We start from the raw sequence: 13,924 nt of genomic DNA, 5'->3' as shown, positions 1-13,924 counted from the left end.
CAGCGCCCCGGCACCGCCCCCGTCCGCCCGTTCGGCTCTTAGGTGCGTCAGATGCTCATGGAGCGCGCGGTGTTGACCTGGGCCATCACCATCTGGAACGTCTCCGGGCCGGTCGCCTGGATCATCGTCGAGTGATGGCGGCCGCCGCTGGTCACCGAGACCTGGATGAACCCGGTTGTCTTCTTCTCCTTCATCAAGAGGAAGAGCAGACCGATCAGGCAGAGCAGGGCGAAGATGATCGCCAGCACGATCGCGACCGTCGGGATCTTCTCCTCGGTGCGCGACATGTCGGTGGCCGTCCACACCGCGCCCTTGAGCGGCAGCGTGCCGGACGGCGTCACGATCGAATCGTTCATGACGGTGATGTCCCCGAGCGACAGCATCGGCGCCCCGCCGCCGGGCCCCGGGCCCTGCTGCGGCGGGAACCCGTAACCGGGCAGGGTCGGCTGAGCCGGCGGATTCACGGCCGGATAGCCGTAGGCCGGGCCCGGCTGGGCCGCGGCGTCGGGCATCTGCTGCGGGTAGCCGTATCCCTGACCATCCGCGACGGTGGGCGGATTGCCCGGCTGCTGGGGCGGTCCCCACTTGTATGAGTCGTCCGCGTACGGATTCGGATCGCTCAACGTTCCCCGCTCTCGATCAAGCCTGTGCGCCCCGCGCCTTGCTGCCCCGGGCGGTGAACCGGACTCCGGCTCCGCACGACCGTACCGAACAGATCTGCGCAGCGCAGCAGGAGGCCCCGCCTCCCGCAGCATTGCTACGGAAAACGGGGCCTCCTGTGCAACTGGCGTACCGGAAGGGTCAGAAGCGACGCGTGATCAGCGCGCGCTTCACTTCCTGGATCGCCTTGGTGACCTCGATGCCACGCGGGCACGCGTCCGTGCAGTTGAAGGTGGTGCGGCAACGCCACACACCGTCACGGTCGTTGAGGATCTCCAGGCGCTGCTCGCCGCCCTCGTCACGCGAGTCGAAGATGAAGCGGTGCGCGTTGACGATCGCCGCCGGGCCGAAGTACTGGCCGTCGTTCCAGAACACCGGGCACGACGAGGTGCACGCGGCGCACAGGATGCACTTGGTGGTGTCGTCGAACCGCTCGCGGTCCTCGGCGGACTGCAGACGCTCACGCGTCGGCTCATTCCCCTTGGTGATGAGGAACGGCATGACGTCGCGGTATGCCTGGAAGAACGGGTCCATGTCGACCACGAGGTCCTTGAGGACCGTGAGGCCCTTTATGGCCTCGACCGTGATCGGCTTCTCCGGGTTGATGTCCTTGATCAGCGTCTTGCAGGCGAGCCTGTTCTTGCCGTTGATCCGCATCGCGTCGGAGCCGCAGATGCCGTGGGCGCAGGAACGGCGGAACGTCAGCGTGCCGTCGGTCTCCCACTTGATCTTGTGAAGGGCGTCGAGGACACGCTCCTTCGGATCGATCTCGATCTGGAAGTCCTGCCACTGGGCCTCGTCGGAGACCTCGGGGTTGAAGCGGCGGATCCGGAAAGTGACCGTGATGTACGGGGAGGCGGCGGACTCCGCCTCCACCTTGTCCAGAGTCGGGGTAGCCATCAGTACTTACGCTCCATCGGCTGGTAGCGGGTCTGGACGACCGGCTTGTAGTCGAGCCGGATCGACTCGGTGCCGTCGTCGGCGACCTCGCGGTACGCCATGGTGTGGCGCATGAAGTTGACGTCGTCGCGGTTCGGGTAGTCCTCGCGGTAGTGACCGCCGCGGGACTCCTTACGGGCCAGCGCGGAGGTCGCCATGACCTCGGCCAGGTCGAGCAGGTTGCCCAGCTCGATGGCCTCCAGGAGGTCCGTGTTGAACCGCTTGCCCTTGTCCTGAATGGACACGTTCAGGTAGCGCTTGCGCAGCTCGGCGATCTTGTCGACGGCCGTCTTGATGGTCTGCTCGGTACGGAACACCATCACATTGGCGTCCATGCACTCCTGCAGCTCCAGACGGAGCGTCGCGACACGCTCGGTGCCCGTCGAGTTGCGCAGCCGCTCGACCTGGTCGATGACCAGCTGTGCCGGGTTCTCGGGAAGCTCGACGTAGTCGTTCTTCGCCGAGTACTCGGCGGCGGCGATGCCCGACCGGCGTCCGAAGACGTTGATGTCGAGCAGCGAGTTGGTGCCCAGACGGTTGGCGCCGTGCACGGAGACACACGCGACCTCGCCGGCGGCGTACAGGCCCGGGACGACGGTGGTGTTGTCGGCCAGCACCTCGCCCTCGACGTTGGTCGGGATGCCGCCCATGGCGTAGTGCGCGGTCGGCTGGATCGGGATCGGGTCCGTGTAGGGCTCGATGCCGAGGTACGTACGCGCGAACTCGGTGATGTCCGGGAGCTTCGCGTCCAGCTGCTCCGGCGGCAGGTGCGTGAGGTCGAGGTAGACGTGGTCGCCCTCGGGACCGCAGCCGCGGCCCTCACGGATCTCCGTGTAGATGGAGCGGGACACGACGTCACGGGACGCGAGGTCCTTCATGACGGGCGCGTACTTCTCCATGAAGCGCTCGCCGTCCTTGTTGCGGAGGATGCCGCCCTCACCACGGGCGCCCTCCGTCAGCAGGATGCCCATGCGCCAGATGCCCGTCGGGTGGAACTGGAAGAACTCCATGTCCTCCAGCGGCAGCCCGCGGCGGTACGCGGCGGCCTGGCCGTCACCGGTCAGGGTGTGGGCGTTCGACGTCACCTTGAAGAACTTGCCGGTGCCGCCGGAGGCGAAGATGATCGCCTTCGCCTGGAAGACGTGGATCTCGCCGGTCGCCAGCTCGTACGCGACGACGCCCGCGGACTTCTTGACCCCGTCAACCTCCTGCAGCAGCAGGTCCAGGACGTAGAACTCGTTGAAGAACTCCACACCCTCCTTGACGCAGTTCTGGTACAGCGTCTGGAGGATCATGTGGCCGGTGCGGTCCGAGGCGTAGCAGGACCGGCGGACCGGGGCCTCGCCGTGGTTACGGCTGTGGCCGCCGAAGCGACGCTGGTCGATCTTGCCCTCGGGCGTGCGGTTGAACGGCAGGCCCATCTTCTCCAGGTCGAGAACGGAGTCGATGGCCTCCTTCGCCAGGATCTCGGCGGCGTCCTGGTCGACCAGGTAGTCGCCGCCCTTGATCGTGTCGAAGGTGTGCCACTCCCAGTTGTCCTCCTCCACGTTGGCGAGCGCGGCGGCCATGCCGCCCTGCGCGGCGCCCGTGTGGGAGCGGGTCGGGTACAGCTTCGTGAGCACGGCGGTACGGCTGCGCTTCGTCGACTCGATGGCCGCGCGCATGCCGGCGCCGCCTGCGCCGACGATGACGGTGTCGTACTTGTGGATCTGCATGATTTCCTCTGGTCCCTCTGGCCCGGCGCCTAGCGGATGTTCGGGTCGAAGGTGAAGATCACCAGCGTGCCCAGCAGGACGGTGAACACCGTGGCGGTGTACAGCAGCATCTTCAGCCAGAAGCGGGAGTTGTCCCGTTCGGCGTAGTCGTTGATGACCGTACGGAGGCCGTTGGCGCCGTGCAGCATGGCCAGCCACAGCATCGCCAGGTCCCAGACCTGCCAGAACGGCGAGGCCCAGCGGCCCGCCACGAAGGCGAAGCCGATCTTGGAGACACCGCCGTCCAGCACGAGCTGGATCAGCAGGTGGCCGATGACCAGGACGACGAGCACGATGCCCGACAGGCGCATGAAGAGCCAGGCGTACATCTCGAAGTTGGTGCGCGAACCCTTGGGGGTCTTGCCCGTCCGCTTGCGCGGGGGCTCGATGACCGGGGCCGGGTGCTCGACGTCGTAGAGGCTGACGCCTTCGACGGCGCCGATCGCGGAGGACTCGGTGGACATTGGCCTCAGCTCCCGAAGACTGCGCGTACGGCGTGACCGAGGACGGGGTACAGGGCCCCGACCATCAGCACGATCCAGATGCCCACGGCGGACCAGAGCATCTGCTTCTGGTAGCGCGGGCCCTTGGCCCAGAAGTCCACGGCGACGATACGGAGACCGTTCAGCGCGTGGAAGAGAATGGCGGCCACCAGGCCGTATTCGAGGAGCGCGACAGGCCAGGTCTTGTACGTGGCCACGACGTTGTCGTAGGCCTCGGGGGAGACGCGGACGAGAGCGGTGTCCAGGACGTGTACGAACAGGAAGAAGAAAATGAGGACACCGGTGACTCGATGAGCCACCCACGACCACATGCCTTCCCGGCCGCGGTACAGCGTTCCAGCCGGCACGGAAGAACCCTCCGGGAGCGGGGATTGGGGTCGGCCGGCTTGACTGTCGGTCTGACCCGGCCGGGTACGGTCCACCGGCCCCGGCCATCGTAGCGACGGTTTGTCGGTTCGCTCGCGCCGGGGCCTCTGGTGTGATCAAAGTGGCAATGAAACAGGCACGGACGGGCTAGGCCCTTTCGTTCGGATCATGCCGGCCCGGCGCCCGTCACCAGCTCGATGATGCGGCCCCGGGCGAGCCGGCGCATCTCGTCCGCCGTGACCACCCGCTCCTCGTCGGGGTCGTGGCCCAGCCTGGCCCGGATGCCGGCCAGCACCTGGTCCGGGTGCTCGGCGGGGCGGAAGGCGTCGAGGCAGATCACGAAGACATGGCCGAAGCGGCTCTCGTACGCGGCGTGCGCGGCGCTCAGCGCGAGATGCGCGGAGTGCGGTGCGGCGTGGTGCAGTCCCGGGGAGACCTCGGCGGCGAGCGCCTCGGCGAGATCCGCGGGCGCCATGTCGTACCCCGCCTCGTCCGCGGCGGCGAGGAGGGCGTCCAGATCGGGGTACGGGCGGTGAGCGGCCAGCCGCAGCGCCCAGCGGGGACTGCCGCAGCAGCCGAGCAGGGCGGCTTCGGCGTCGGCGGTGGGTGCGGTGTTGAACCGGTCGAGGCCGAAGGGGCGGGCACTGACGCATGCCGGGGCCGGGCCGCAGTTCTGGGCGGGGAGCGCGGGCGGGCCGACCTGCCGCTGCGGTGGTTCCGGGAGGCCGGCGTGGGACTCGCTGGGCCTGGACAGCGTGGAACTCCTCGAAACATCGGCATCTCTGTGAGCCTGGTGGAGTGAGGGGGACCGGAAACCAGGGAGATGCAGGGTGAAGGGAGAGACGAATGTGCCCAACGGTATCGGGGCCAGGCAACGGCCGTGCGACGGATGCACGAATTTCACCCGGAAGGGAGAGTTTCGGCACGTCTGGTGGACGATTCTTCGAGGAGAATGCCCGGCTATCTCCTTACTTCTTCTTTTTTACCCGCCAGAACCGGAGGTTTCTGACTGATGTCGCCCTCACGCGGAGCCCTCGCGGCCGGTGCGGCCCTGGTCGCGGCAGCCGCCGTGACGATCACCGTCGTCGTCTGGCCGGAGGGTGCGGACACCGGGCGCCCGGGGGAGACGTCCGTGGCCAGCGCCCCGTCGCACGCCTCCCTCACCCCCTCGCCGACCCGCAGTTACCCGCTCTCCACGGCGCCCCGGACCATCCCCGCCGTGCGCGAGCACATCGCCGCACGCGGCCCCGGCTGGCGGCCGGGCCCGACCAGCACCGTCGTGATCGCCAACGGCAGCGGACCGCTCGCGGACGAGGCGCAGCTGCTCGCCAAGGAGCTGAAGATCCGTTACCGGGGCGCCGTCCCGGCCCGTGCGGGCGATGTCGAGCTGGCCCTCGGCGCCCCGGGTGACGGGGCCCCCGAGTCGTACACCCTGAAGACCCAGGACCGGCGGGTCGTCATCACCGGCCCCGACCAGGCGGGTGTCTTCTACGGAACCCGCACCCTGAAGCAGTCGCTGCGCGCCGACGGCACGATGCCCGAGGGCGAGGTGCGCGACCGCCCCGACCGGCCGCAGCGCGGACTCAACCTCGACATCGCGCGCAAGTACTACACCGTCGGCTGGATCGAGGACCGGCTGCGCGACATGGCCGACCTCAAGCTCAACCAGCTCGGCCTGCACTTCTCCGACGACCAGGCGTTCCGGATCCAGTCCGACACCCACCCCGAGGTGGTGTCGCCCCAGCACCTCACCAAGGCGGAGGTCCGTCAGATCCTCGCCCTCGCGGGCCGGCTGCACATCGACGTGGTCCCCGAGATCGACTCCCCGGGCCATCTGGGCGCCGTCCTGCGCGCCCACCCGGAGCTCCAGCTGCGCAACACGGCGGGCGTGCGCTCGATCGGATCGATCGACATCTCCAACCCGGGCGCGGCGAAACTCATCGACCAGCTGATCGGTGAGTTCGCCGAGCTCTTCGGCGGTGCGTACTGGCACCTGGGCGGGGACGAGTACCGCGCGCTGACGGTCAAGGACCCGGCCGCCTCGTACCCGCAGCTCCAGCGCGCCGCCCAGCAGAAGTACGGACCGGCGGCCGGGATCAAGGACCTCGCCACCGGCTGGCTCAACGACCGCGCGGCGGTGGTGCGCCCGCACGGGCAGCAGCCGAAGGCCTGGAACGACGGCTTCTTCCGCGGCGGAGTCGTCCAGGCCGACAAGAACATCGAGGTCGAGTACTGGACGGGCAAGGAGTACGGCGCCCGGCCGCCGGAGGAGTATCTGAGCGAGGGCCGGCGCCTGGTGAACCTCAACGACGAGTTCCTCTACTACGTGCTCGGCCAGCCCAACGCGTTCGTCTACCCGACCGGGAAGCGGATCTACGAACAGTGGACCCCGCTCGTCCTGCGCGGCACGCAGCCGGTACCGGCCCGCTACTCGAAGCAGATCCTGGGCGGCCGGTTCGCGGTCTGGGGCGACCTGCCGCAGGCGCAGACCCCGGCGCAGGTGGCGGCAGGGATCCGGATGCCGCTGCGGGCCACGGCCCAGAAGCTGTGGGACCCGAGGAGGCCGACGCTGAGCTGGGGTCAGTTCCAGGCGCTGGCCGCGACGATCGACAAGACGGGCTGAGCGGGCGGCCGCACCGGATCTCGATGGACAGCCCGGTGGGCCGGGGCTACATTCCGCTTGCCGCGCGCTCCGGGGAGGGAGTCGCGCGTTCGTGCGGAGAGTTCCAGAACCCTGGGGGCCACTTCATGCTGTGCTCAACCTGCCGAGTCAGACCGCCGGTCACCGCGGACGGGCGCTGCATCCTGTGCGCCGGGCCGGACGGGGCATCGGCGCCGATGCCTGCGGCCCCGCCCTTCGTGTCGCCGCAGCAGCAGCTGCGCTCACCCGACGGGCTTGCGAAGGCCGTCGTCATCCTGCTCGTGGTCGCCGCCGTGTCCGACCTGCTCGCCGTGCTTGCGGGGCTGAACATCCGCAGCCTGATCGGCAACGGCCTCGCGACGATCGACGACGCCGAGGCGGATCGCGCCGACAACCTGTACGCGGCCTCCGGGGTCCTCCAGCTCCTGGTGCTGCTGGCCACCGGCGTCGTCTTCATCCTCTGGTTCCGCCGGGTGCGGCTGAACGCCGAGGTGTTCGATGCGAGCATGCAGCAGATGAAGCCCGGGTGGGCGGTCGGCGCCTGGTTCGTCCCGTTCGCCAACCTGGTTCTGCCGCGTCGGATCGCGGGGGGCATCTGGACCGCGAGCGCCCAGACCAACACCGACGGCAGCTGGCGGACGGTCTCCGCGGCCCCGGTCAATCTGTGGTGGGGGGCGTGGGTCTGCTCGTCGATCTTCTCCCGGTACGCCTCCCAGCAGTACATGAAGGCCGAGGAGGTGCAGGAGATCATGGACGCGGCCGGCCGGATGCTGGCAGCGGATGCCTTCTCCATCGTGGCCGCGGTGCTCGCGATCCTCTTCGTGCGCAAGCTGACCCGTATGCAGGGGGAGAGGGCGGCGCTGGGCGTGTATCCGCTCAGCTGAGGACGAACCCGTCGAGGACTCGACGAGGGACGGACCCGCTGACGGGTGCGATTTCAGACTCCAGCAGTGACGATTTTGAGCCATTCGGCGCTGAAAGCGGTATGCGGCAGCGGGAAGCGCCGCGTCCCCGTGCGGACCCGTACGGGGACAGGCCGACGGGGAGAAGCCGATGAGCCTGCTGGAACTGATCGCTGCCGCCGACGAGCGGGGGCTGGTCGCGAGCGGGATCGCCTGCCTCGACCGGTGCCTGCCTCAGCCGGCGGAGGGCGCCGACCCGGATCCGCTGCGTCCGCTCTGGGCCGGTTGCGCGGACGGTGAGGCGTGGCCGGACCGCCTGGCGGAGGCGCGCCAGGCGCTGGACGGTGCGAAGGAGGCGGAGACGCAGACGCAGATACGGCAGCTGCTCGCGCACGCGCCCGCGGACCGGGTGGCTCCGGGGCTCCGGGAGTGGGCGGACGCGTGCTCGCTGCTGGCCCTGGAGATCCACCTCGGACAGGACGCGACGCCCGGTGCCGGGGTGGACCTGCTGAGGCGCTGCCGCGAGGGCGATCCGGAGGGAGCGGGACCGCTGGTGGCCGGGGAAGTACGCCGCCAGATCCGCATCCTGGAGATGCTTGCGGATTCCGGTACGGGGGCTGCGGGCCTGCGCCAGGTGCGGGACGTGTCGACGGAGGGGCAACGAGTACTGCGCGCGGCGACGGCGCGCAGGGCGCGGGGACGCGGACCGGGCGGGGAGTGACCGGGTCCGTCCGGTGACCGATCTGTCCTCCGTCGCGGGGCGTTGAAGTTGAACTCGATCGCCGGACGGGCCTGATCGCGAGCCCGCCCGGCGATCGAGGAACGGCAGGCCCGTCCGGTGCGCGACGGTTCACGACTGCCTGGACTGTGTGCGGCGACTCGGATTCGCGAGGCCTCCACCCGTGCGCCCCACCCCGGAGGGGAATGGTGCAGTCACCCGGAAGCCCGGGCGAAGGACACCGGCGGCCCGGCGTACCGGCGGAGGAGCCGCCCCTCACCGGCCGGACGAAGTCCCCGGCTGCCGGGCGCTCTTCGGACACCGAGCGGGCGGCGCACACCAGGCGGCCCCGGGGGATTCCCCGGAAGAACGAGGACGACCGGGGCCGCCACCCCCCACAGGAGAGGCCCCGGTCGTCTTCCGCGGGGCCGCAGGACGACCCCGTACTCCTCTCAGCGCCGTGAGTGCGTTTTCTGTCACACCTCACTGTGTCCGGGAACGTTGCGGGTTGTACAAGTCATGGACGCGGCCCCTGCGCAGGACGTAGCGTGCTGAGTCGCGCAGGGTGGCGCGGTAGTGGTGACCAGCCGCGATTCAGGACAGCAGGGCGGGTTGAGGGAGTGCTGGGGGACGACGCGGAGCTGACCGCCGCGGTGCTCGCGGCACAGGACGGGGACGAGGACGCCTTCCGTTCTGTGTACCGCGCTGTGCAGCCGCGGCTGCTGGGCTACATACGAACGCTGGTGGGGGAGCCGGACGCCGAGGACGTGGCGTCCGAGTCCTGGCTGCAGATAGCGCGCGACCTCGACCGGTTCAGCGGAGACGCCGACCGGTTCCGCGGCTGGGCGGCGCGGATTGCCCGCAACCGGGCTCTCGACCATGTGCGAATGCGCGGCAGGCGCCCCGCGATCGGCGGCGACGAGACCGAACTGTCGGAGAAACCGGCCGAGTCCGACACCGCCGACGAGGCGATCGAGGCCCTGGCCACCGGCCGTACCATGTCCCTCATCGCCCAACTGCCGCAGGATCAGGCCGAGGCCGTCGTGCTGCGCGTGGTGGTCGGCCTGGATGCCAAGAGCGCGGCGCAGACGCTGGGCAAGCGGCCGGGAGCGGTACGCACCGCCGCACACCGCGGACTGAAACGGCTGGCGGAGCTGCTCCGCGCGGACAGCGACGACGACGGTGGCGAAGAGGACGCGTCGCGGGGATTTCCGCCGCACGGGAGCGCGGCAGGTCATGCGGCGGAACTCGGCGCCGTACCCGCGCAGCGCCTTTCCCGGACCGGTCTGGCAACGTCCGCCGGTGTGACGGATTCGCGTCCGTGGACGCAGAGGGACATGTGATGGCCGACGAGCAGGACGCATGGCTTGACAGGGACGCGGCGGAGCGACTGCTCCGCGGCGAACCGGTCGATCCCGGCGAGGGTCATGCGCGCGCCGACGCCGAACGGCTCGCGGCCGCGCTGGGCGCGGCTGCCCGCAGTGCCCGCCCGGCCGCCGGTGAACTGCCGGGCGAGGCCGCCGCGCTGGCTGCGTTCCGGACGGCCCGGCGCGCAGGGACACGGGCGATGGCGCCGGCGGACGTCCGGTCGGCGGGACACGCCACGAAGGACAGCGGGCCAAAGACGCTGGGACCGGTACGCATCGGTCCTGCGGCCTCCCAGGGCGGCCGCACGCGTGCGCCGCGCTGGAGCCGTCCCGTCCGTTTCGGTCTTGCCGCCTCCCTCGCCGGCTGCGCGCTCGGTGGGGTGGCGGTCGCGGCAGGCGCGGGCGTGCTTCCCGGTCCGTTCGGCAAACACGCCAACCCGCTGCCGGCCTCCTCGGTATCGGCGTCCGCGTTTCCGGAGGAACTGGGCTCCGGGGACGCGTCCGGCAGGACGACCGCCCCGCCGTCGGGATCGCCGGACGTGAACACGTCCCCGGATTCTTCCGGTGGAACCCACCAGGGCAAGGACGACCGTGACGGCACGTCCGGCAAGGCCGGAACGCCGGACGGGAGCGGCGCCCGGAACGGCGGGAGCGTCGGCCCCCGTTCCCCGGACGCGACCGACAGCAAGGGCACGCCCGGCGGCGGCCAGGACGACACGTCGGGTGTCTGGTTCGCACGGACCCTCAAGGCATGCCGCGACTACCGCGACGGCAAGCTCGACGGCGCCCGCAGACGCCGTCTCGAAAAGTTGGCCGACGGCGCCGCCAACCTGGACCGGTTCTGTCAGCAGATATTCGACAAGGCCGGTGACGAGGGCGACCAGGATCAGGGGAACGACGCCGACGAGCAGAACGGCGCCGACGCAGACGCGGCGCCCCGGGCCGACGGCAGTGCGAACGCCCTCCAGTCGCTCTGGTTCGCACCCGGTACCCCGGCCCCGTCGGCCCCGGCGTCCCCGACCGGTGTCGCCTCCCCGACGGCCACGGCTCCGGCCGTCCCGGCCAACGGCTGAGCCGTTCCGGCCGCTCCGCCGACACCGGGTGTGACACTTTTCGACCCGTCGACGCAGTACAGAGTGAGCCGACTGGTCATCGGCAGCGCACAGAGCCGGGGTTCCCCCCGTACCTTCGGCTCAGCGCACCTGGCGCGGGCGGGACACGTTCCCCCGGTCCCGCCCGCGCCCCCTTCCCCGCCTCCGCTCACCAGTAGATGACGACCTTGTCGCCGTTGCGCACCTGGTCGAAGAGGGCGGCGATCTTCCCCTCGTCCCGGACGTTCACGCAGCCGTGCGAAGCGCCGGTGTAGCCGCGGGCCGCGAAGTCCGCCGAGTAGTGCACCGCCTGACCGCCGCTGAAGAACATCGCGTACGGCATGGCCGTGTGGTAGATCGTCGACACGTGATGCCGGGACTTCCAGTAGATGGAGAAGGTGCCTTCGCGGGTCGGCGTGTACTGCGAGCCGAACCGCACATCCATCGAGGAGACGACCCGGCCGTCGATCATCCACGACAGGGTCCGGCTGTTCTTGCTGATGCAGAGCACCCGCCCGGTCATGCAGCGCCTGTCGGGCCTGGCGGCGGGCCGGGCGGTCGGCGGGTTCAGCTCGGCCGCCGTCGGCTTCCGCGTCATGGCGACCAGCTTCTGCCAGGTGAGGGTGTCCGTTCGGCCCGTGCGGGACAGACCGCGCTTGCCCTGGAAGGACTGCACGGCGGCGACGGTGAGTGTCCCGTAGTAGCCCGTCGGGCTGCGGTCGAAGTGGCCGATCTGACGGAGCCGGGCCTGCAGCTCCCGTACTTGCTTGCCCTCGGAGCCGGTCGCCATCAGCGTCCTGCCCTGCGGAGCGGGCTTCGGTGCGGCGGACACCGACGGCGAGGGCGCGGCAGCCGACGGCGAGGGGGTCGCGGCGGGCTTGGCGTCATCGGTCGCCGGGGCGGAGGTCTTCGGCGGGGGCGAGGGCTTCGCCGCGGAACCGCCGGAGGCATGCGCCTGGCAGCCCGCGGTCGTGGCGGCCAGCGTCAGGACGGCGACGGTGGTCACCGCCGTGGCGCCTGCCCGGTGTGCCGTTCCTCCGCCGTGCCGGGTTCTGTGTATCCGCATCATCCTCGGCCCCCTGATTCCTTCGTTCTCTCTTGGGACGGATTCCCGCTCTGCCCGGTTGCCAAAGCCCGCGCATGATGGTGAGTGCGGTGGCGAAGGCCGTAGGACGCACCCTGTGAGCAAGGTCCCAGCCGGTGCCCCTCCACCGGTCGCGCGGCCGCCGCTACAGTCCGTCGCGAGGATCGTTGGTTACCAGTTAGTAGCTTCAGTGGGAGGCACAGCAGATGACGCGCGAGTCGGAGTCGGGACTGCCCATCGAGCCGGTGTACGGGCCGGACGCACTCGACGGGTGGAATGCCGACGACAAACTGGGAGAGCCCGGTGCCTACCCCTTCACGCGCGGCGTGTACCCCACGATGTACACCGGCCGGCCGTGGACGATGCGGCAGTACGCCGGCTTCGGCACGGCCTCCGAGTCCAACGCCCGCTACAAGCAGCTGATCGCCAACGGCACGATGGGTCTCTCCGTCGCCTTCGACCTGCCCACCCAGATGGGTCACGACTCCGATGCGCCGATCGCGTCCGGCGAGGTCGGCAAGGTCGGGGTGGCGATCGACTCGATCGACGACATGCGGGTGCTGTTCGGCGGGATCCCGCTGGACAAGGTCTCCACGTCCATGACGATCAACGCGCCCGCCGCGCTGCTGCTCCTCATGTACCAGCTGGTCGGCGAGGAGCAGGGCGTCCCGGCGGACAGGCTGACCGGCACCATCCAGAACGACGTCCTGAAGGAGTACATCGCCCGCGGCACGTACATCTTCCCGCCCAAGCCCTCGCTGCGGCTGATCGCCGACATCTTCAAGTACTGCAAGGCCGAGATCCCGAAGTGGAACACCATCTCGATCTCCGGCTACCACATGGCGGAGGCCGGAGCCTCGCCCGCGCAGGAGATCGCGTTCACCCTCGCGGACGGCATCGAGTACGTCCGTACCGCCGTCGCGGCGGGCATGGACGTCGACGACTTCGCCCCGCGTCTCTCCTTCTTCTTCGTCGCCCGTACGACGATCCTCGAAGAGGTCGCCAAGTTCCGCGCCGCCCGCCGGATCTGGGCCCGGGTGATGAAGGAGGAGTTCGGCGCATCGAGCCCCAAGTCGCTGATGCTGCGCTTCCACACCCAGACCGCGGGCGTCCAGCTGACCGCCCAGCAGCCCGAGGTCAATCTGGTGCGCGTCGCGGTCCAGGGGCTCGGCGCGGTCCTCGGCGGCACGCAGTCGCTGCACACCAACTCGTTCGACGAGGCGATCGCCCTGCCGACCGACAAGTCCGCCCGCCTCGCGCTCCGTACCCAGCAGGTCCTGGCGTACGAAACGGACGTCACCGCCACGGTCGACCCGTTCGCGGGTTCGTACGTCGTCGAGAAGATGACGGACGACGTCGAAGCCGCTGCCCTGGAGTTGATGGGCAAGGTCGAGGACATGGGCGGCGCGGTCAACGCCATCGAGCGGGGCTTCCAGAAGAACGAGATCGAACGCAGCGCCTACCGCATCGCCCTGGAGACGGACAGCGGGGAACGCGTCGTCGTCGGCGTCAACCGCTTCCAGCTCGACGAGGAGGAGCCGTACGAGCCGCTCCGCGTCGACCCGGCGATCGAGGCCCAGCAGGCGGCCCGGCTGACGAAGCTCCGCGCCGAACGGGACCAGGACGCCGTCGACGAGGCGCTGGGGCGGCTGAAGAAGGCGGCCGAGGGGACGGACAACGTCCTCTACCCGATGAAGGACGCGCTGGCGGCGCGGGCGACGGTCGGCGAAGTCTGCAACGCGCTGCGGGAGGTGTGGGGGACGTACGTGCCGACGGACGCCTTCTGAGCGGGGGTCCGCCTGCGTCGCGGATGTTCTCCCGCCTGCTCGACGGCGAAGGCTGAGCCCCGTACCGTCCGCCGAGACACCTGGACGGAGTGTCGTACCCCCGTGCGACACT

The 13,924-nt window shown here is 70.0% G+C and carries 13 protein-coding genes; 6 read left to right on the top strand and 7 right to left on the bottom strand.

The genetic code is table 11. The features are described 5' to 3' along the window. Positions 1–47 precede the first annotated feature (47 nt). The 6 genes from OG972_RS16590 to OG972_RS16565 form a co-directional block, all read right to left on the bottom strand. Entirely contained in the window at positions 48–623 is a 576-nt protein-coding gene (locus tag OG972_RS16590) for a hypothetical protein (RefSeq protein ID WP_266982347.1), read from the bottom strand. Positions 624–801: 178 nt separating this feature from the next. Continuing rightward, the gene (locus OG972_RS16585) at positions 802–1,560 is read right to left on the bottom strand and encodes a succinate dehydrogenase iron-sulfur subunit (protein ID WP_266982345.1); all 759 of its coding nucleotides are present in this window, start codon (positions 1,558–1,560) and stop codon (positions 802–804) included. Next, complete coding sequence (gene sdhA, locus OG972_RS16580; protein ID WP_266982343.1) at positions 1,560–3,314, bottom strand: succinate dehydrogenase flavoprotein subunit; 1,755 nt, start codon at positions 3,312–3,314, stop codon at positions 1,560–1,562. Before sdhA ends, OG972_RS16585 begins: the two co-directional genes overlap by 1 nt. 29 nt (positions 3,315–3,343) lie before the next feature. Then, the gene (locus OG972_RS16575) at positions 3,344–3,817 is read right to left on the bottom strand and encodes a succinate dehydrogenase hydrophobic membrane anchor subunit (protein ID WP_266982341.1); all 474 of its coding nucleotides are present in this window, start codon (positions 3,815–3,817) and stop codon (positions 3,344–3,346) included. Between the two features lie 5 nt (positions 3,818–3,822). Beyond that, positions 3,823–4,203, bottom strand: a complete 381-nt coding sequence (gene sdhC, locus OG972_RS16570; protein ID WP_266982339.1) for a succinate dehydrogenase, cytochrome b556 subunit — start codon at positions 4,201–4,203, stop codon at positions 3,823–3,825. A 185-nt stretch (positions 4,204–4,388) separates the two neighbouring features. Further along, the gene (locus OG972_RS16565; protein WP_266990534.1) at positions 4,389–4,805 is read right to left on the bottom strand and encodes a 2-oxo-4-hydroxy-4-carboxy-5-ureidoimidazoline decarboxylase; all 417 of its coding nucleotides are present in this window, start codon (positions 4,803–4,805) and stop codon (positions 4,389–4,391) included. 429 nt (positions 4,806–5,234) lie between these two features. Between OG972_RS16565 and OG972_RS16560 the strand changes: the two genes are divergently transcribed. From OG972_RS16560 to OG972_RS16540, 5 genes are all read left to right on the top strand, one after another. After that, positions 5,235–6,845 carry a family 20 glycosylhydrolase gene (locus OG972_RS16560; RefSeq protein ID WP_266982337.1) on the top strand — a complete coding sequence of 537 codons (1,611 nt, stop codon included), beginning with the start codon at positions 5,235–5,237 and terminating at the stop codon, positions 6,843–6,845. Positions 6,846–7,060: 215 nt separating this feature from the next. Continuing rightward, complete coding sequence (locus tag OG972_RS16555) at positions 7,061–7,747, top strand: DUF4328 domain-containing protein (protein ID WP_266982335.1); 687 nt, start codon at positions 7,061–7,063, stop codon at positions 7,745–7,747. Positions 7,748–7,916: 169 nt separating this feature from the next. Beyond that, positions 7,917–8,486: a hypothetical protein gene (locus OG972_RS16550; RefSeq protein ID WP_266982333.1), complete on the top strand. Its 570-nt coding sequence runs from the start codon at positions 7,917–7,919 to the stop codon at positions 8,484–8,486. 617 nt (positions 8,487–9,103) lie between these two features. Continuing rightward, the gene (locus tag OG972_RS16545; protein WP_266982331.1) at positions 9,104–9,826 is read left to right on the top strand and encodes an RNA polymerase sigma factor; all 723 of its coding nucleotides are present in this window, start codon (positions 9,104–9,106) and stop codon (positions 9,824–9,826) included. Next, on the top strand, positions 9,805–10,923 hold the full coding sequence (locus OG972_RS16540; protein ID WP_266982329.1) for a hypothetical protein: 1,119 nt from the start codon (positions 9,805–9,807) through the stop codon (positions 10,921–10,923). Before OG972_RS16545 ends, OG972_RS16540 begins: the two co-directional genes overlap by 22 nt. 187 nt (positions 10,924–11,110) lie before the next feature. Here the strand turns inward: OG972_RS16540 and OG972_RS16535 are convergent, their stop codons facing one another. Continuing rightward, positions 11,111–11,947, bottom strand: a complete 837-nt coding sequence (locus OG972_RS16535; protein WP_266982327.1) for a L,D-transpeptidase family protein — start codon at positions 11,945–11,947, stop codon at positions 11,111–11,113. Between the two features lie 284 nt (positions 11,948–12,231). Between OG972_RS16535 and OG972_RS16530 the strand changes: the two genes are divergently transcribed. Next, the gene (locus tag OG972_RS16530) at positions 12,232–13,812 is read left to right on the top strand and encodes a methylmalonyl-CoA mutase (protein WP_266982325.1); all 1,581 of its coding nucleotides are present in this window, start codon (positions 12,232–12,234) and stop codon (positions 13,810–13,812) included. Positions 13,813–13,924 lie beyond the last annotated feature (112 nt).

Source organism: Streptomyces sp. NBC_01669 (assembly GCF_026339735.1).
In the GTDB taxonomy this organism is placed as follows: domain Bacteria; phylum Actinomycetota; class Actinomycetes; order Streptomycetales; family Streptomycetaceae; genus Streptomyces; species Streptomyces yanii.
Note: the sequence above shows the minus strand (reverse complement) of the source record. Positions and strands in the feature narration are given on the sequence as shown.